Here is an 18,849-nt window from a genome sequence, read left to right as displayed (position 1 = left end):
ACAGGCCGCCGGAGTGATTCGGCAGCCTGTTTTGTTATGTATGTTATTGATGATAATTGAGAGCCTGAGCGAGATTGGACTTGATCGTAATATCTGAGAAATTAATGCCGAGCTGGACGGCGGTCTGAGCCATTTCCGGCCTGATTCCGGATAAAGTGGACGTGACGCCGATCAGGTTCAGCGCCTCAATTAATTTAAAAATCTGATGCGCCACCATCGTATCGACAACCACTACACCCGACAGGTCAATAAACAGATGTTCAATCAGCCGTTTGGCACATGTGCTCAGCGTATTTTCAAGAATGAATTTGGCGCGCTCCGTGTCAATATCGCCGACAAGCGGCAGCAGCGCCGTCCGTTTGCTCAGCGTGATAACCGGCGAGCTTAACTCCAAAATCATTTCTCTTTGCGCGTTCAGCTGCATTTTTGAGTTATGCTCGGCATGATCGACAAACGTGTAAATCGTAAAATCAAATACTTGTACAATTAAATTCTCCCATTTCTTCCTTTCTCCCTGTGCAAACGAAGATTCATGTTTATCGGCAAACGCATCATAATAACTGATGTATAGTCTCCGGTTTCTCATGAATTCACGGACCACATACTGGACGGGTGTATCCAGATGCTTCTGGTCTTTCGCGAGCTCAATCACCCACTGCTCGAACTCTTCTAAAAATTCTTTTTGCGGCATAATATACATTTTATTAATATGCCGGTAAAATTCTTTATCCTGCTCCGTCAGTTCTTCTGTGATGACAGGATTTGTCAAAGAATAAATCGAATTCGGATCCGAATCTTCCATCGTTTCGATCCACTCTTTCGCAATTTGATCCACTTGTTCTGAAAAATAGTTGTATAATGCTTCACTTATCTTCATATCTCTTCTCCTTTCCCATTTCCAATTATAGCGTCAGCGGGTCATGAATGAAAATGAAAGCTGTTAAACTATCCATATATTTGAAATTTTTTAGTACGATAGATTACGCCTTTTTTATGAAAATGCTTCAAATGACTCTTTCCGGCCGGCATGCTCTGCCATAAAATAGTAGCAACACCCTTGTATCCACTCGCAAGCATAAAAAAGGAGGGCTTTTTTATGAATGGTGAAATGCATTTGATTCCTTATGTCACGGATGAACAGATCATGGATGTGAACGAGCTTCCTGAGGGGATTAAAGTGATTAAGGCGCCAGAGTTGTGGGCAAAAGGGTTTAAAGGCAAGGATATTAAAATCGCGGTGCTTGACACAGGCTGCGACATCAATCATCCTGATTTGAAAGACCGGATTGTCGGCGGGAAAAACTTCACCGATGATGACGGAGGCAAAGAAGACGCGATTTCCGATTATAACGGACACGGGACACACGTTTCCGGAACGATTGCCGCCAATGATTCAAACGGCGGAATTTCGGGTGTCGCGCCGGAAGCAAGCCTTTTAATCGTTAAAGTTCTCGGCGGTCAAAACGGCAGCGGCAAATACGAATGGATCATTAACGGCATCAACTACGCCGTTGAACAAAAGGCCGATATCATTTCCATGTCACTCGGCGGGCCAAGCGATGTGCCTGAATTGAAAGAAGCCGTCACAAATGCGGTAAAAAGCGGTGTTCTGGTCGTTTGCGCGGCAGGAAACGAAGGCGACGGAGACGAGCGTACAGAGGAATTGTCGTATCCGGCCGCTTACAACGAAGTGATCGCAGTCGGATCAGTCTCAATCGCCCGTAAATCGTCTGAATTTTCAAACGCAAATAAAGAGATTGACCTGGTGGCTCCGGGAGAAAATATTCTCTCCACCCTTCCCAACCATAAATATGGGAAGCTGACGGGCACTTCAATGGCCGCCCCGCATGTGAGCGGAGCGCTTGCCTTAATAAAAGGGCTTGAACAGGACGCGTTTCAGCGGACGCTTTCTGAGGCTGAAGTCTATGCCCAGCTCGTGCGGCGGACCCTTCCTTTGGACATCTCCAAAACATTGGCCGGGAACGGATTTCTGTATTTAGACGCGCCTGAAGTGCTGATGGAAAGAGCCGAACAGGCCCAGCTGCTGTCTTTCTGATATTTTTCTCGTATAATGATTAATCAGCTTGTCATATCACCAATTTTTAAATTGTGAAATTTTCTATTGACAGTGATCTGAATAAGCTGATAAGATAACCAACAAATGATGTAACTTTTCAAAAAAATTGAAATATTTTCTCTTATCGAGAGTTGGGCGAGGGATTGGCCTTTTGACCCCAACAGCAACCGACCGTAATTCCATTGTGAAATGGGGCGCGTGATTTTTGCGCCGAGACGATTGTCTCATAAGGCACGGTGCTAATTCCATCAGACGTGATCTGAGAGATAAGAGAGGCTTGCATTTTGAAGTTAAAGCCTCTTTCTCTCATGAGAAAGAGGCTTTTTTGTTACATCTCACTTAAAGGAGGAAACTTAATGACAACAATCAAAACTTCGAACCTCGGTTTTCCGAGAATCGGCTTGAACAGAGAATGGAAAAAAGCGCTTGAGGCTTATTGGAAAGGTAACACTGATAAAGAAACGTTTCTTAAAGAGCTTGACGGTTTATTCTTATCAGCTGTCAAAACACAGCTTGACCAACATATCGATATCGTGCCGGTCTCTGATTTCACCCATTATGACCATGTGCTTGATACAGCCGTCAGCTTTAACTGGATTCCGGAAAGATTCCGCAGCATCACGGATCCCATTGATACATACTTTGCGATTGCCCGCGGTGTAAAAGACGCCGTTTCCAGTGAAATGACGAAATGGTTCAATACCAACTACCATTACATCGTTCCTGAATATGACGAAAGCATTGAATTCCGTCTGACGAGAAACAAACAGCTTGACGACTACCGCCGGATCAAAGAAGAATTCGGAGCGGAAACAAAACCTGTCATCGTCGGTCCGTACACATTCGTCACACTTGCGAAAGGATACGAAGAATCAGAAGCGAAAGCGATTCAAAAGCGCCTTGTTCCTCTTTATGTGCAGCTGCTGAAAGAGCTTGAAGCAGAAGGCGTCAAATGGGTTCAGATTGATGAGCCTGCCCTTGTGACAGCTTCTTCTGAAGATGTCCGCGCCGCCAAAGACCTCTATGAGGCGATCACAAAAGAGCTTTCAGGACTGAATGTCCTCCTGCAGACATACTTCGATTCGGTTGATGCATATGAAGAACTCGTTTCTTATCCTGTACAGGGAATCGGGCTTGACTTCGTACATGATAAAGGCAGAAACCTTGAGCAGCTGAAAAAGCACGGCTTCCCGAAAGATAAAGTGCTGGCAGCCGGTGTGGTCGACGGCCGGAACATTTGGAAAATCGATGTTGAAGAACGCCTTGATGCGGCTTTGGATATCCTCAGCCACGCTGATGTTGAAGAGTTATGGATTCAGCCTTCAAGCAGCCTTCTGCACGTGCCGGTAGCGAAACACCCTGACGAGCATCTTGAAAAGGATTTGCTGAACGGCCTGTCATACGCTAAAGAAAAACTGGCGGAACTCGGCGTCTTAAAAGAAGGGCTTCTGTCCGGAAAAGCGGCCGTCAGTGAGCAGATCGAAGAATCAAAAGCGGCACTTAAGGCTTTAAAAGCATTCGCAACAGGAGCGAACTCAGCTCAAAAAGAAGAGCTGAATCAGCTGACGGAAAAAGATTTCTCCCGTCCGGCAAGCTTTGAAGAACGATTGGCGCTGCAGAATGAATCACTCGGTCTTCCCCTTCTGCCGACGACGACAATCGGAAGCTTCCCTCAATCTGCCGAGGTGCGGAGCGCACGGCAAAAATGGCGCAAAAAAGATTGGACTGATGAACAGTACCAAGCCTTTATTAATGCGGAAACGAAGCGCTGGGTTGACATTCAGGAAGAAATCGGCTTAGACGTGCTCGTTCACGGAGAATTTGAGCGGACGGACATGGTCGAATACTTCGGTGAAAAACTTGCCGGATTCGCCTTTACGAAATATGCATGGGTGCAGTCTTACGGTTCACGCTGCGTACGTCCGCCTGTCATTTTCGGAGATGTCGAATTTATCGAACCGATGACGGTAAAAGATACGGTCTACGCCCAATCGCTGACGGAAAAACACATGAAAGGCATGCTGACGGGACCTGTCACCATCTTAAACTGGTCATTCCCGCGTGTGGATATTTCAAGAAAAGAAATCGCCTTCCAGATCGGGCTTGCCCTCAGAAAAGAAGTAAAAGCGCTTGAAGATGCCGGTATTCAGATTATCCAAGTGGATGAACCCGCGCTCCGCGAAGGACTGCCGTTAAAAACGCAGGATTGGGATGAATATTTAACTTGGGCCGCAGAAGCATTCCGGTTAACGACGTCTTCTGTGCAAAATGAGACGCAGATTCATACGCATATGTGTTACAGCAACTTTGAAGATATCGTAGATACGATCAATGATCTTGACGCGGATGTCATTACAATCGAACACAGCAGAAGCCACGGAGGATTTTTAGAATATTTGAAAGAACATCCTTACGTAAAAGGCCTCGGACTCGGTGTATACGACATTCACAGCCCGCGTGTGCCGGCAACTGAAGAAATCTATCAAATTATTGATGACGCGCTTGAAGTGTGTCCGACTGACCGCTTCTGGGTAAACCCGGACTGCGGACTGAAAACAAGACAGCAGGAAGAAACCGTTGCGGCATTAAAAAATATGGTCGACGCCGCGAAACAGGCACGAAAAAAACAAGCTCAGCTTGTATAATGAAAACAGCCAGCCGCAAATCGCGGGTGGCTGTTTTTTCTGGGCGTGCTACTTATTCTTCAGCGCCTCCGCAAGTTCACTTAGTGAACCATGCTGCTTAATTTGATAGCCCCGCCCTTCTTTTTGCAAATACCCTTTTTGGCAGAATTGCGTCAGCACATGCAAGAGATGACGGTAAGATACACCCAAATAATCACAGACCGTTACGTGCTTCTCTTTATAAACCCCTTCATAAGCCGTCTGCAAAATAAAATCAGCCAGCCGGTTTTCAAGCGGGAACGCCAGACTTTGTGAATATTTCGAAGCCATAAGCGTTGCCTTAGCACTTAAAAACTTAGCCAACTCACGCAGGAATTTCGCATCCTGCAGCAATTGCGCGCGACAGCGGTAAATAGGCAGAGCAAAACAAACAGTCTTCGCTGAGGCTTGAATTCCTTTTGTGTAATACACTTCATGTAATAGTTCCATCTCTCCGATGTAATCATTTTTGTTGATAAAATTAATTAAAGAAACTTTCCCGTTTTGATGGGTTACATATATTTTCGCTTTTCCTTCAATCACGTAAAACAGGAAGTCAGGCCTCCTGCCCTCTTGAATAATCCATTCGTCCCGCTCATATTCGCGCACTTCCATAAACTCTTCAGCGGGGAAAGAGAATAAATGCGCGATTGAGTGTTTTTCTAACTGATGCCGCTTTTTCTCGCCTTTATAAATTTCCATCGTCCACCCCAAAAATATGAGATATCTCATATTGTCTTTATGTCCTTACATGATAACATGCCAATTAAAGGAGGAACGGGAATGAAAGCATATCGCTGGATGAGTCTGCATTTTTTTAGTTTTTTTATGACATGGGGTGTTTTTCTGCCCTATTGGACGGGATGGATGGTGCATATAAAAGGGGTTTCCGTATCCGAAGCCAGTTTCATTATGAGCCTGGGCTTGGCGGCAAGAGGGATTTCCACATTATTTTTCTTCCCTTATTTATCAGGAAAATTCAGCAGCAAAGCCTTATTAAACGGCGCCAGAATCGGGACGCTTCTCGCACTTTTATGTTATATTCCCGCTGATTCTTTTCAAAGCCTGCTTCTTGTCACATTAGTGCTGCATGTGTTTTACCCTGCTTTAATGCCTGCTTTAGACAGCGCTTGCGGCGTCCTTGTACAGCATAACGAATTAAAGGCTTATGGGACAAGCCGCCAGTGGGGGTCCGCGGGTTTTGTTTCAGCCGGCGTCATCCTGTCCGTCTTTACAGGTATATTCGGAGATCAAGCGATTTTATGGGCACTGCTTTTGGGCACCCTGATATTCGCATGTCTCAGCTTTATGCATGCGCCAGCTGTTCTTTCAAAACGGCCGGAAACAGACCGCGCAAGAAAAGAGGGGATGTTTGCCTTATTCCGCATCAAATATTTCGGTCTGGTGCTCGCAATCGTTATCTTACTGCAGGCGGCACATGCATCTTACTACAATTACGGTTATCTCTTTTTGCAGGAAATCGATGCGCCCGCATATGCCATCGGAATCATCATCAACATCGCCGTTATCGCGGAGATTATCTTCTTTGCAATCGCGGACCGATACTTTCATCAATTTACAGCAGGCTCTTTGCTCGCCCTGGCGGCGCTTGGTGCTACCGTACGCTGGATACTCGTATTTGCCTTTCCTCATGTCATCATTTTCTGTATTGCGCAGACGCTGCATGCCTGTTCATTCGCGATGGGACACTATGCATTTATGAAATACTTAATTAAAAATATTTCACCCGTGCAAATCCCGAAAGCCCAAGGCATATATTCAGCGCTTGCGCTCAGCTGGAGCACTGCGGCATTTACTATTTTCGGAGGTTTTTTATATGAAATTGAACCCCGGTATGCCTTTATCGGAATGATTGTTTGTACGATCCCATCCATGCTACTCGCCCTTGTATACAGAAAACTTGAAATGAAAAAGAGAGTTTTTGCAGGAAACGCACAAGATATATAGCCATCGCTTTATAGACGATCACATGTCCCGCTGTCATTTTGACCGATTTGCGAATGCTGTGCGATGTATTTTCTCTATATTTAAAGTATTTCCTTCATATATGATGAAATCAAAACAGCGGTATAGCCCGCTCAATTGGTTAATGAAGGGAATCAGAAACTTGGACAGAATTCGTGAATATAATGATACAGTACTGCTTACGCTCATTTCGGGGAACTTTGTTCGTAATAAAATGATTTTCAGCCAACTCATAAGGAGGGACATTGTGTCACAGCCTAATTTGCCCAATATCACCCCTGTCGTTACACTTTCCAGAGACGATACCATTAACCTTCTTCTTTCGTCAATTGCTATGGAAGAGCTGGGAATGGCACATATTCTGAATGCGGAAGGGGAAAAAATCCAATACGCGCTCGGAACGATTCCCGGATTAACAGGACCCCCGTCAAGTCTTGCTGATATTCTTAACCTGAATGAGAGCGTCCGGGATACGCTTGACAGCTTAATGAAACAGGAGCTTCTTCTCGGTTCAAAATTGGACAGTATCTCAAATATCCCTACACTGGCGGGACCGACTGGTGCTACGGGGCCGACCGGGGCAATAGGACCGGCCGGAGCGACGGGGCCAACCGGACCGACCGGGCCGACGGGGGTCACCGGTGCGGGCCTTCAAGGAATTGTTGCTTTTAATCCGCTGAGCGCCCCCACTTACACAACCGGACAGGTTGTCTTGTATAACGGAAGCTCTTACGTCGCAAACGTAAACAGCCCTGTGGGAACCCCTGGAGCCTCAGCTGACTATACACTTTTAGCTGCGGCGGGAAGCACCGGCACTACTGGCGGTACCGGGCCGACTGGAATCACCGGCGCTACTGGCGGTACCGGACCGACCGGAATCACCGGCGCTACTGGCGGCACCGGACCGACCGGAATCACCGGCGCTACTGGCGGCACCGGACCGACCGGGATCACCGGCGTTACTGGCGGCACCGGACCGACCGGGATCACCGGAACAAGTCTGACAGCAACTTCCGGCTATGCGAGCAATACGGGCGGCGGTGTTGTCGCAGTTATTGCCGGCGGCACGACCATTCCCTTACCGAATGAACAAAACCTTTCGGCAGATATTACGGCTAACGTCGCAAATACCATATTTACCGTTGCTCCGGCGGGACGGTACTATATTTCCTACCATATTAATTTAACGGCCGGCCTGCTTGTAAGTTCGCGTATTTTAATCAACGGCACTCCTCCTGCAAGTTCGATTATCGCCCCGGTCGCGTCTTTGGCAAACTTTAATAACTCCTTTATTGTGACTTTGCCAGCAGGCAGCACCATCCAGCTTCAGCTGTTCGGATTATTGGGTGCGGCCACATTGCTTGGAGGAAGCGCCGGTGCAGCTTTAAACATTATTCGATTATCTTAATCGAACATGCAAAAAAAGGATCAGGCGTTTGTCCGCTGATCCTTTTTTAATTGAGACAGAAGCTCTTGTGCGGGTTTAAATTGAGGATTGAACTTCACCGATTTTTTGGCGTAAGCGATGGCCGTCATATCATGGTTTAATGCAGCATGGCATTTCGCCATATAATAAAAAGCTCTGAAATCGGCGGCACCTTTTAAAATGAAGTGATCAGCGTTTTCTCCTTCAACCTGCGTTCCGTTTTCAAATGCTTTGATTGCCGCTCTGTACTTTTCCAAATGATATAATACAAGGCCTTTATAATAATGAAGATTGCTATAATCAGGATATAGCTTGAGCACTTTTTCAATCCCTTGTTCGGCTTCTTCATACCGTTTGAGCTCAAGCAATATTGTATATTTCAAATAATACAGGAGAGACGGAGGCATTCGTTTTTCGCTTAAAAATTGAAAAATTGAGCCGTTGACAAGATGTAATGCTTTTTCATAGTCTTTTATTCTGTAGCATTCACTTGCCAAATGATAGACAAGCCACGGGTCAGGATTTTCCTCTGAAAGCTCTTCATTTAAAATGCTGATATTCCGTTTATGTTTTTGCTTGATCTTTTCTTCCTGCTCCAAGTAGCCGTAGTGATGAATCACACATGGGAGCGCGAAAAAAGCATTGTTTTCTTCCTCATTGGAAGCCGAGATATTCTCGTGAATTCTGCCTTGATACAGAAGGCCTTTATGATTGCGGAACAGTCTCGGCTGCATGCTTTCAAACGCTTCGTTTTCATCGAGCTGCTTCCCCGTATAATTGATGATTTTCAAAAGACCCCGGCTCGGTAATCCGTCATGAAGCAGCGAAGTTAAAAAACGGCCCGTCTCCTGATCGAGCTCTTCATCCGCGTCAAGCACTAAAATCCAATCTCCTTCGGCATGCTGCAGGGCGTAATTTCTGGCCTTTGCGAAATCATTCTCCCATTCGAAATCAAACACTCTTGCCTGAAAGCTTTTGCATATATCTTTTGTATTATCTTGTGATCCGGTGTCTGCGATGACGATCTCATCAACGATGTCTTGTACACTTGATAAACAACGGGAGATGTATCTCTCCTCGTTTTTCACAATCATGCAAAGAGTCAGTTTACATTCAGCATTTCCGCTCATTTTCTCACCTTTCCCGATTTTGGAGTTGTTGATTGAACCAAGGCCGTTCAGGAGTGCCGTTCATCGTTATGATGACAGGCCGCACCCATCTGACGGCAGGTTCGGCAGTTTCCGCATCCCATTCCTGAAGCTGCCTGACAGCCCGCTTCGTAATGGGATGCGCCCGGAATTCGCTCGGGCTTTCAAAAATGAATTTTTTCGTTCGTTCCGTAACTGTCTTCATTTCAAGAAAGTGCCGCTCATACATCTGCTTCTGCTCTTCTTCCAAGCTGATCATTAAAAACAGACGGCCGCCTGTTTCCATCTGCCAGCGGCACAATGCGGAGAACAGCCTGATTTCTTCTTTGTAATTTGAACCCCTTCTTTTATCCACGGTCACAGATAATATATGTAACAGCGCAATCGTGAGACAATGCATGGCTTCAAAAGATGCCTGTTTCGCTTTTGAAATGCTTGGATACGGCATATGCTTCACCCGTCTCTTTTTTTATGAACGCTCCCCGCCTTTTTTCTTCCAACCGCAGTCCTCACAATCCCCGCACTCACAGCAGCCAATGCGGCCGTAAAACAGGCCGTCACACGGATCTTCCGGATCACTGGGATCGTCTGGATTCCACGGGTCATCAGGATCGCCCGGATCACTCGGATTACTTGGGTCGTCCGGATTCCACGGGTCATCAGGGTCGCCCGGATCACTCGGATTACTTGGGTCGTCCGGATTCCACGGGTCATCAGGATCGCCCGGATTACTCGGATTGCTTGGGTCGTCCGGGTCCATACAGGCTTCAGAATCCTGTAAGAAGATAATGTCCTCAAGCTTCGTCTGCAAAAGGAGTTGTGATTTCATGACGGTGCGCAGGAGCCGTTCAGTGCTTCTATTGATTGATGACAATTCCTCCAAAGAGGGATCGCCGGAAGCGCCGAGAAACATTTGAATCCTTTCCGCTTCCGCCTGCAGAATATGGGATAGTCCGATTTCTTCCATAGCCACGGATGAAAGAAGGAGGTTCAGGGTCTCACATCTGGAGAGTGTAATGTCGGGGGTGATGTTCGGTATGTTTGGAAGAGACATCGATATCTCCCTCTTTTCTCTTGGTGTCATTATGCAAAAGTGCTATATCGTATTCTTATTCCGGGAGAGAAGAGATCATTACTGATGTTTTCGTTAATAAAATATCCCGGATATAAAATCCGGGATATTCGTTCGTTGATTTATTTTAATTCAAGTTTGACGTCTACATTTCCTCTTGTTGCTTTTGAATACGGACAGAACTCGTGAGCGGCGTGCACTAGCTTCTCCGCCGTTTCTTTGTCAAGATCTTTTGTATCAATGACGAGCGTTACGCCGATTTTGTAACCTCCGTCACTCTCATCTTTTAAAAGGCTGACCTGTCCTTCAATTTCAGAGGTCATGTCGATTTTTTGTTTTTGGGCGGCGAGCTCAAGCGCTCCCCCGAAGCAGGCAGCATACCCTGCCGCAAAGAGCTGTTCAGGGTTTGTGCCGGTTTCTCCGTCTTTTTTTGCATTCGGCATGACGATGTCAAAATCCAGCACCCCGTCTTCGGATTTAATATGTCCTGCCCGTCCGCCGACTGCGGTCGCTTTTGAAGTAAATAATGCCATTATTATCAGCCTCCTCATTGTACTTACTGTATATATTGCCCCTGCTCATATTTTTAAACATGAGGAATAGGAAATGGGCCGTTTTTCGGCTACAATAGGAGTAACGTTAACAAACAAAGAGTTGGTGAAAGAAGTAATGGCAGAAAAAGATTTTGAACATATGAAACTGGAGAATCAGCTTTGTTTTTTGCTGTACGCAAGCTCAAGGGAAATGACGAAACGGTACAAACCGCTGCTTGATAAGCTCAACGTAACTTATCCCCAGTATTTGGCGCTGCTTTTATTATGGGAGCACGAAGAACTGAATGTGAAACGGATGGGTGAGCTTTTGTACCTGGATTCCGGAACGCTGACACCGATGCTGAAACGGATGGAGCAGCACGGAATCATCATGAGAAAGCGGTCGGCTGAAGACGAACGATCCGTGACGATCAGGCTCACAGATGAAGGGCGGGCCTTGCAGAAAACAGCGGCGGATATCCCCATTGCCATGCTGGAACAGACGGGACGGTCAAAAGAGGAATTAAAGCAGTTAAAGCAGTCGCTTTATGAGGTTTTGAATACGCTGCACGGCAAAAAATAAGGATGCCCCGAATGGGCATCCTTATTTTTATTCTGCTGCCAGAAGCTTCACTTCAATATTTCCCGCTGTCGCTTTTGAATACGGACAGACACCGTGCGCTTTTTGGATAAGGGCTTCAAGCTCCTGTTTATCAATGCCGGATGCTTTGACCTCAAGCGTAACGCCTAGTTTATATCCTTGGTCTGCTTCATCTTTCAGCAGACTGACATGCGCAGTGACCTCTGTTTCAATACTCAGACGCTCTTTTCTTGCTACGAGCTGAAGAGCGCTGTCAAAGCAGGCTGAATATCCTGCGGCAAACAGCTGTTCAGGGTTTGTAGCATGCTCGAGCTTTTTTGCTCTTGGCGTTCCCGGCATGGCAACATCAAGATTCAGCACTCCGTCAGAAGACGTGACTTTCCCTTCACGTCCGCCGGCGGCTGATACGGTTGCAGTAAATAATGGTTTTGTCATGTAAATTCACCTCTATTATATTGTGTGCAATTTAATATTACACAATATAATAGAGAGCGTCAATCTTTCCGCATAAAAAAAGCCTACCCTTTTTGAAGGATAAGCTTAAAAGATTATACGCGGATTTGTCCGTTTCCTTTGATGATGATTTTTGTAGATGTTAACGCCGGAAGCCCCATCGGCCCTCTTGCGTGAAGCTTTTGCGTGCTGATGCCGATTTCGGCTCCGTATCCGAATTCAAAACCGTCCGTAAACCGGGTTGAAGCATTATGATACACGGCGGCGGCGTCAACGGCGGTCTGGAAGTAAGCCGCATGCTCGGCTTTCTCCGTCAGAATGGCTTCTGAATGGTTTGTGCCGTACTGCTGAATGTGGCGGACCGCCTCCTGTACGTCCTGCACCGTTTTCACACTGAGAATCGGCGCCAGGTACTCCGCTCCCCAATCGGCTTCTTCTGCTTGTTTCGCTTGAGGTTCCAATCTGCAAATCACCTGGTCTCCTCGGAGCTCCACCCCTTTTTCTGTCAGCTGATTCAGCAGCTTTCGTCCGTGTTCTTCGGCCCATTTTTCATGAATCAAAAGAGATTCAATCGCATTGCAGACCGAAGGACGCTGTGTTTTGGCATTGATGACGACCTCGCTTGCCATTTGAGGATCTGCTGACTCATCTATGTACACGTGGCAATTGCCCGCTCCGGTTTCTAAAACGGGTACGGTTGATTCCCTGACCACAAGATCAATTAAATTTTTACCGCCGCGCGGGATCAATACATCCAGCCCGTCATTTAATGTAAAGAGCTGTTTGGCGGTTTCTTTGCTTGTATCTTCTATGAGCTGAACAGCATCAATCGGAAGCTTTGACAGCCCCAGTGCGCGTTTCATCACATTGACAAGCGCTATGTTGCTGTGGATGGCGGAAGAACTTCCTCTGAGCACAACCGCGTTTCCGGTTTTTAAGCAGAGTGTGGCCGCGTCTACGGTAACGTTCGGTCTGGCCTCATAGATCATGCCCACTACTCCGAGGGGCACGCGGATTTTTTCAATGGATAATCCATTCTCTTTTTGAATGGTCTCCAGCGACTCACCGACGGGATCTTCAAGACCGATTAACAGTTCCACGGCGTCCGCGATATCGAGCAGGCGTTTTTCATCAAGAGTCAGCCTGTCAATAATGTCAGGTGTCAGTCCTCTGTTCCGTCCCGCTTCAATATCTTTCTGATTCTCTGTTAAAATCAGCCGGCGTTCATTTCTGAGTCCGTCTGCAATACATTGGAGCGCTTCGTTTTTTTCAGCCGTCGTTTTCATGACCATTTCGGCAGCCGCTTCTTTTGCCAAAGCCGCTTTTTGCAATACTTCACTCATTTGTGTTCCCCCTCGTCAAATAAATTCACCCAATCATCTCTGTGAATCACTTCCACCTGCTTCGTTCCTGAAAGCTGGTCGCTCCGCTTCCCTTTGGCTTCTAAAATTTCATCGGATGAGTACTGCGTCTGCCCTTTGCCGATAATACCCCCGGGTCCTCTGACTTCCACTACGGCCCCTTTCGGAAAACTGCCGCAGACATCGGCGACGCCGGCCGGGAGGAGACTTGACCCGTTATGGATCATCGCCTGCTCCGCTCCCCCATCAATGATGATTTCCCCTGATATCGGAGAATGAAACATGATCCATTGCCGTGTATTATTCACTGAGGATAGGTCTTTATCACCGATATATGTGCCGTCGCCTTTTCCGTCTAAAATTCCCATCAGTTTTTCCCGTCCGGAGCCGGTTCCGATAAATACCTTCACCCCGAGCGACAATGCGGTCTGGGCGGCGAGAAGTTTTGACTTCATGCCTCCGGTGCCGACCTTTGAGCCTGTTGATCCGGCATACCCGAGCAATTCTGGTGTGATGTCATTCAGATAGTCGAACCGCTTTGCGTCCGGGTTTTCATTCGGATTGGCATCGTACAGCCCGTTAATGTCTGTGAGAATCATTAATTGGTCTGCATGAATCAAACCGCTTACAAGCGCCGACAGCATGTCGTTATCACCGAACGTCAGCTCTTCAACTGATGTGGAATCATTCTCATTAATAATCGGCACGACGCCGCGCTCCAACAGTTCCATTACAGTAGCATAGGCATTTCTGTACCGCTCTCTTTTTGAGAAATCATTTCTTGTTAATAAAATTTGTGCCGGCGTCAGACCGTATCTTTTTAAATGGTCCATATATTGCTGCATTAAAAGCGTCTGGCCGACTGCGGCAGCTGCCTGCTTTCCTTTTATCGTAACGGGTCGCGACGGATAGCCGAGAGCGGAAAAACCCGCTGCCACCGCGCCTGAGGTAATGAGGATCACTTCATGCCCGTTTTCTTTTAATAAAGAAATGGCTTCCGTATGTTCCTTGATTTTTGCTTCATCAATACTTCCGTTACTGTTGGTGAGCGAGCTGCTCCCGATTTTCACAACAATTCTTTGTTTTTTCATCGTTTCTCCTCCGTGGCAATCAATCCAAACCGGCTCTCGTCAATAAAAAAAGCCCATTCCGTCCTGAAAAATAAGGACGAAATGGGCTTTCCGTGGTACCACCTTGTTTGAACGCGTTTTTCACGCGTCCCGCTTTCCTGTAACGCCAGGTTATCGCGCCTGAGTTTTCCCCTCAGGACTCCAAGGCAGGTTCGGCAGGTTTCATGCGGCAAAATGTTTCAGCGGGCCATTTTGCTCTCTGTCACAGAAAGTTCTGCGTACTGATCCTCTTCAACGCTCAATGATTTTTTTATATTATGCAAAGAAAACAGGTTCTTGTCAAGACATTTTCATCCATAAAAAACAGTCCGCCTCCCCGGCGGACCGTCATTAATTAAATACGATCGTTTTGTTTCCGTGAACGATGACACGGTCCTCCAGATGCCATTTTACGGCTCTTGCCAACACGCTCCGCTCAATCGTTCTGCCAATATTCTTCAGATCCTCTGCGTGATCTCTGTGATCGACGCGTTCAATATCCTGTTCAATAATCGGCCCTTCGTCAAGGTCGTCCGTCACATAGTGAGAGGTCGCGCCGATTAATTTCACTCCGCGCTCATAAGCCCGTTTATACGGATTAGCGCCGATAAAGGCCGGCAGAAATGAATGGTGGATGTTAATAATCCGATTCGGATGGGCAGATACAAAATCAGACGTCAAAATCTGCATGTAGCGGGCAAGAACGATCACATCAATCTTATACCGCTCCAGCAGCTCAAGCTGGCGCCGCTCCACTTCGGCGCGGATGTCTTTGTTAGCTTTCATGTAATGGAACGGAATATTCAGCGGTTCGACCACTTCTTTGGCCTCTTCGTGGTTGCTGATAACGACCGCAATTTCGGCCATCATATTGCCGCTTTGCCATTCCCAAATCAGTTCATGAAGGCAGTGCAGCTCCTTCGATACAAAGATCGCCACTCGCTTCAGCTCACTTGCCAGAGACAGGCTCCATGTCATGCCGAATGTCTGGGCGATTGAGGCGAACGCCTGCTGTAAGTCCTCTTTTTTCTCACGAATGCCCTTGCAATCGAATTCGATCCTAAGAAAAAACCGTCCGCCTTCAGGGTCAGTCGTATATTGGTTTGATTCAATAATGTTTGCGCCATGTTCAAACAAAAACGCCGACACGGCCGATACAATTCCCGGCTGGTCGGGGCAGCTGACAAGCAGGCGCCCTTTTTCCTCATTCCCGCGGCGGTATTCTTTCAGCCGCTGTGTCATATATGAATTCATCTGTTTTAATCCCTCGTATCTTCATAATTCGTAACTTACTAATAGATTATACTGAAGATTTGATAAAAATCAATTTACGAAAGAATTTTCAGCCCTACGGCAGCGCATAAAATAAGCGCAATGAAAAAGATGCGCTTCGCATCCTTCTGCTCGCCGTAGAAAAGAATGCCGGCTAGTGCGCCGCCCGCTGTGCCGATACCGGTCCAGATCGCATAGGCCGTGCCCATCGCGATTGTCTCCATCGCATAAGAAAGCAGGGAAAAAGAAGCCGCAAATCCGGCGATAATGAAAAGAATCCATTTGACTTTCTTTTCTTTTTGAAATTGATTCATTAAAATGACCCCGAGCATTTCACAAAGACCCGCGGCTATCAGGCTGATCCAATGCATTACGCCTTCTCCTCCTTCGTCTCAGGCTTATCCTGTGTGACCAGCTTTAACCCGATGACACCGATCAGCAAAACGCCGATCAGCACGATTTTCACCGGATCGGCCTGTTCTTTGAAAAGCAGGATTTCACTGAGCACGGTGCCCGCTGTTCCGAGTCCGGTAAAGACCGCATATACCGTTCCTACGGGGAGGCTGTCTGTCGCCTTGATTAATAGATAAAAACTGATGATGATTCCCGTAATCGTGCCGCTCCACGCCAGTGCCGAATCAGCATGTTTCAGACCGGTGACCCATACCACTTCAAATACGGCCGCTATGACCACTAAACCCCATTTCATGTTCTTCACCCTTTCTGTATCCGGACAATACAAAAAAGCCCGGATAGTCGTCTCACATGAGATTGACTCTCCCGGGCTTTTTTCCCTCCGTGTGCATATGCGGGATATGTCCGCATATGTGTTTTCTCTCGGACCAGGCCATGTATGAACATGCGGAACCCTAGAAAACATGTCTGTTCGTATCATACTACATTTCGCCGAAACGTTCAACGTCAGATGTGATGTCAAAAACCGTCAGCTGCCTCTCCCATTTGGTAACGGTCTCACCGGGCACCATACCGATTTTTTCCGCGACGCGGACGGAGGCAGCGTTTTCCGGATCAATCAGCGCCGCTATACGTCCGTATTGCTGCGTGTGAAAACCGTAGTCCAGACAGGCGTTCGCCGCCTCTGTCGCATAGCCGCGGCCCCAGCGGCGGCGGGCAAACATATAGCCGATTTCCATCAAAGTGTTTCCGTTTACCGTCTGCGGAACGATTCCGCATTGACCGAGAAATGCGCCCGTCTCTTTATCCTCTGCGATCCAAAGACTGACGCCGTATCCTGCGGCCAATCGTTTGTTCCAGGCAATCCATTCCTTCGTTTCCCGTCTGCTTTTAAGAGAAGGATAATATTTCATGACCTCTCTGTCGGTAAACAGCCTGTACAAATTTTCTTCATCGTCATCCCGCATAGTCCGCAGACGGATACGCCCGGTTATCAGGATGGTGCCGGAAGACTTATGTTTCATCATGCACGCCACGTCTCCTTTCCCTGTAATAGATTATGGATCCGGCAGGAAAAGTCCTTTCTCAGCATAAAAAAACCGCTTTTTAAAAAAGCGGTTTGACGATTACCAAGGTTTATCTGTTCCGAGCGCCTCGGCCAGGGCCTTGCTGTGTTTTAAGCGGTTTTTTCGTTCTCCGGCGCGCTGAACGGCCGTATTGTGAAGCATGACTTCTTCCTCGGTTTCCGGCACGATCCGCGGAACGGGTACCGATTTCCCGTTTGAATCAAGCGCGACAAAGGTCAGAAACGACGTTGCCGCAAGCTCGCGTTCGCCCGTCATCAGATGTTCTTTAATGACTTTGACAAACACCTCCATAGACGATGTGCCGACCCATGTGACGTAAGATTCAAGGCATACGGAATCCTGTTGGCCGATGGGGCGCAAAAAATCTACAGAATCCATTGAGGCCGTGACTGTTTCACACCGACAGTGGCGGGCCGCGGAAATTGAAGCGATATCATCAATGTAGCTCATCAGCTTTCCGCCAAACAGCGTATTGTGATTATTCGTATCAAGCGGAAAAACCCTGCTTGTTTTAACAACCCTTGTTTCTTTGCAAAATCTTGATTCTGGCAACTTCATATTATTTAAACTCCCCTTTGGTGTCTGGTCGTTTTGACTCATTCATCTGTACCCTATTAAACAATACTTTGACCGTTTTGTCTAAAATTTTAAATATTAAGTTGGTTAGATATTCTCTCATAAATGTTTCATTATTCATCACATCCGGGAATAATAAACGCACATTGAATACCGATAGGAGGATATCACATGAACGTATCCATTCCCAAATCCACGCGAAAACCGGCTTGCCGCAGTGAGTTTGATGCTTTGCAGACAGTCATCTTATGCCGGCCGGAACACATGGCCATCAAGGATATTATTAACGGAACGCAGAAACATTTCAAACAAGAAAATATTAACATACCCGTTGCCCTCAAACAGCATAGTGAGTTTATTGACATTTTAAGATCTCATCAGATTGAAGTCGTCCTGCTGCCTGCCGATCCCGCATTGCCTGAGCAGGTATTCACCCGGGATATCGGATTTGTATTAGGCGAGACGGCGTTTATTTCAAACATGGCGGCTTCAGTCCGGCAGGGAGAAGAAAAAGTGTTTCAAGACCTGCTTGACTATAAGAAAATCCCCTATACGCGACTGAAAAAAGCGAACATTGAAGGCGGCGACATCTTGATCGCAGACGGCACCGTTTACGCCGGGCTGAGCAAGCGCACGGATAAAGCGGCTGTCCGGGAGCTGCGGGAGGCGCTGCCGGAGATGACGGTTGTGCCGATCCCTCTCAAGGAGGATTTCTTACATTTGGACTGTGTATTTAATATGATCTCGGAAACGGAAGCGCTATACTGCAAAAATGGCTTGCGGCAGGAAGAAATTGATCTTCTCGCCGAACGTTTTGAGATGATAGAAGTGCCGGAAGAAGAGCAATTCACGCTCGGCCCGAATATCCTGTCAATCGGCAATCAGACAATTATCAGCCTGCCGCAGCACCGTCATACGAACCGCGAGCTCAGAAAAAGAGGTTATACAGTCATTGAAACCGAGTTTTCCGAAATTATTAAATCAGGCGGTTCCTTCCGCTGCTGCACCTTGCCGCTTGTCAGAACATCTTAAACATTTACAAGGCAGTTTCCTTCAAGATACGTTAATAT

The 18,849-nt window shown here is 47.0% G+C and carries 20 protein-coding genes, 2 riboswitches and 1 other annotated feature; of the genes, 6 read left to right on the top strand and 14 right to left on the bottom strand.

All coding sequences use genetic code 11. From position 1 onward, the window contains the following. Positions 1–43 precede the first annotated feature (43 nt). Entirely contained in the window at positions 44–877 is an 834-nt protein-coding gene (locus tag BXO87_RS02970) for an STAS domain-containing protein (protein WP_032874668.1), read from the bottom strand. A 219-nt stretch (positions 878–1,096) separates the two neighbouring features. Here BXO87_RS02970 and BXO87_RS02965 point away from each other — a divergent pair, with 219 nt between their 5' ends. Both BXO87_RS02965 and metE read left to right on the top strand, forming a co-directional pair. Then, entirely contained in the window at positions 1,097–2,056 is a 960-nt protein-coding gene (locus BXO87_RS02965; protein WP_032874666.1) for a S8 family peptidase, read from the top strand. 139 nt (positions 2,057–2,195) lie between these two features. Further along, positions 2,196–2,350, top strand: a riboswitch (SAM riboswitch). An 83-nt stretch (positions 2,351–2,433) separates the two neighbouring features. Beyond that, positions 2,434–4,722, top strand: coding sequence for a 5-methyltetrahydropteroyltriglutamate--homocysteine S-methyltransferase (gene metE, locus BXO87_RS02960; protein ID WP_038457780.1), 2,289 nt, complete (start codon positions 2,434–2,436; stop codon positions 4,720–4,722). Positions 4,723–4,770: 48 nt separating this feature from the next. Here the strand turns inward: metE and yeiL are convergent, their stop codons facing one another. Continuing rightward, positions 4,771–5,442: a transcriptional regulator YeiL gene (yeiL, locus tag BXO87_RS02955; protein WP_038457777.1), complete on the bottom strand. Its 672-nt coding sequence runs from the start codon at positions 5,440–5,442 to the stop codon at positions 4,771–4,773. An 81-nt stretch (positions 5,443–5,523) separates the two neighbouring features. On the opposite strand from yeiL, the gene BXO87_RS02950 reads away from it, so the two are divergent. Next, positions 5,524–6,708: an MFS transporter gene (locus BXO87_RS02950; protein WP_038457776.1), complete on the top strand. Its 1,185-nt coding sequence runs from the start codon at positions 5,524–5,526 to the stop codon at positions 6,706–6,708. Between the two features lie 265 nt (positions 6,709–6,973). Continuing rightward, positions 6,974–8,134, top strand: coding sequence for a BclA C-terminal domain-containing protein (locus tag BXO87_RS02945; protein WP_038457774.1), 1,161 nt, complete (start codon positions 6,974–6,976; stop codon positions 8,132–8,134). A 20-nt stretch (positions 8,135–8,154) separates the two neighbouring features. On the opposite strand, the gene BXO87_RS02940 is transcribed toward BXO87_RS02945, so the two are convergent. The 4 genes from BXO87_RS02940 to ohrB all read right to left on the bottom strand — a co-directional run bounded on the left by BXO87_RS02940 (position 8,155) and on the right by ohrB (position 10,905). Continuing rightward, positions 8,155–9,282, bottom strand: coding sequence for a glycosyltransferase (locus BXO87_RS02940; RefSeq protein ID WP_038457773.1), 1,128 nt, complete (start codon positions 9,280–9,282; stop codon positions 8,155–8,157). A gap of 4 nt (positions 9,283–9,286) precedes the next feature. Continuing rightward, on the bottom strand, positions 9,287–9,748 hold the full coding sequence (locus tag BXO87_RS02935) for a hypothetical protein (RefSeq protein ID WP_038457771.1): 462 nt from the start codon (positions 9,746–9,748) through the stop codon (positions 9,287–9,289). Positions 9,749–9,769: 21 nt separating this feature from the next. Continuing rightward, positions 9,770–10,354: an alpha-helical endospore appendage domain-containing protein gene (locus BXO87_RS20935; protein ID WP_029325870.1), complete on the bottom strand. Its 585-nt coding sequence runs from the start codon at positions 10,352–10,354 to the stop codon at positions 9,770–9,772. A 140-nt stretch (positions 10,355–10,494) separates the two neighbouring features. Then, on the bottom strand, positions 10,495–10,905 hold the full coding sequence (ohrB, locus tag BXO87_RS02925; RefSeq protein ID WP_038457767.1) for an organic hydroperoxide resistance protein OhrB: 411 nt from the start codon (positions 10,903–10,905) through the stop codon (positions 10,495–10,497). A gap of 73 nt (positions 10,906–10,978) precedes the next feature. Here ohrB and BXO87_RS02920 point away from each other — a divergent pair, with 73 nt between their 5' ends. Next, positions 10,979–11,488: a MarR family winged helix-turn-helix transcriptional regulator gene (locus BXO87_RS02920; protein ID WP_015417314.1), complete on the top strand. Its 510-nt coding sequence runs from the start codon at positions 10,979–10,981 to the stop codon at positions 11,486–11,488. A gap of 27 nt (positions 11,489–11,515) precedes the next feature. Here BXO87_RS02920 and BXO87_RS02915 read toward each other — a convergent pair whose 3' ends face one another. From BXO87_RS02915 to BXO87_RS02880, 8 genes are all read right to left on the bottom strand, one after another. Then, positions 11,516–11,941 carry an organic hydroperoxide resistance protein gene (locus BXO87_RS02915; RefSeq protein ID WP_007610880.1) on the bottom strand — a complete coding sequence of 142 codons (426 nt, stop codon included), beginning with the start codon at positions 11,939–11,941 and terminating at the stop codon, positions 11,516–11,518. Between the two features lie 113 nt (positions 11,942–12,054). Beyond that, complete coding sequence (proA, locus tag BXO87_RS02910) at positions 12,055–13,302, bottom strand: glutamate-5-semialdehyde dehydrogenase (protein WP_038457765.1); 1,248 nt, start codon at positions 13,300–13,302, stop codon at positions 12,055–12,057. Further along, complete coding sequence (gene proB, locus BXO87_RS02905) at positions 13,299–14,411, bottom strand: glutamate 5-kinase (protein ID WP_038457763.1); 1,113 nt, start codon at positions 14,409–14,411, stop codon at positions 13,299–13,301. The genes proA and proB overlap by 4 nt, the downstream gene beginning before the upstream one ends. A gap of 69 nt (positions 14,412–14,480) precedes the next feature. Further along, positions 14,481–14,694 (bottom strand) — a binding site (T-box leader). Between the two features lie 86 nt (positions 14,695–14,780). Next, a complete protein-coding gene (gene purU, locus BXO87_RS02900) occupies positions 14,781–15,683 on the bottom strand; it encodes a formyltetrahydrofolate deformylase (RefSeq protein ID WP_007407234.1) in 903 nt (300 codons plus the stop codon). A gap of 74 nt (positions 15,684–15,757) precedes the next feature. After that, on the bottom strand, positions 15,758–16,072 hold the full coding sequence (locus tag BXO87_RS02895; protein WP_007407235.1) for a DMT family transporter: 315 nt from the start codon (positions 16,070–16,072) through the stop codon (positions 15,758–15,760). Continuing rightward, entirely contained in the window at positions 16,072–16,410 is a 339-nt protein-coding gene (locus tag BXO87_RS02890; protein WP_007407236.1) for a DMT family transporter, read from the bottom strand. Before BXO87_RS02890 ends, BXO87_RS02895 begins: the two co-directional genes overlap by 1 nt. A 66-nt stretch (positions 16,411–16,476) precedes the next feature. After that, positions 16,477–16,585: riboswitch (guanidine-I (ykkC/yxkD leader) on the bottom strand. 12 nt (positions 16,586–16,597) lie between these two features. Then, the gene (locus tag BXO87_RS02885) at positions 16,598–17,143 is read right to left on the bottom strand and encodes a GNAT family N-acetyltransferase (protein WP_038457762.1); all 546 of its coding nucleotides are present in this window, start codon (positions 17,141–17,143) and stop codon (positions 16,598–16,600) included. 99 nt (positions 17,144–17,242) lie between these two features. Continuing rightward, on the bottom strand, positions 17,243–17,761 hold the full coding sequence (locus BXO87_RS02880) for an acyl-CoA thioesterase (protein WP_021493808.1): 519 nt from the start codon (positions 17,759–17,761) through the stop codon (positions 17,243–17,245). Between the two features lie 189 nt (positions 17,762–17,950). On the opposite strand from BXO87_RS02880, the gene BXO87_RS02875 reads away from it, so the two are divergent. After that, entirely contained in the window at positions 17,951–18,811 is an 861-nt protein-coding gene (locus tag BXO87_RS02875; protein WP_038457759.1) for a dimethylarginine dimethylaminohydrolase family protein, read from the top strand. Positions 18,812–18,849: the final 38 nt, after the last annotated feature.

The sequence above is a fragment of the Bacillus sp. GZB genome (assembly GCF_001975995.1).
Taxonomy (GTDB): domain Bacteria; phylum Bacillota; class Bacilli; order Bacillales; family Bacillaceae; genus Bacillus; species Bacillus velezensis.
This window is presented reverse-complemented; position numbering and strand designations above follow the sequence as displayed.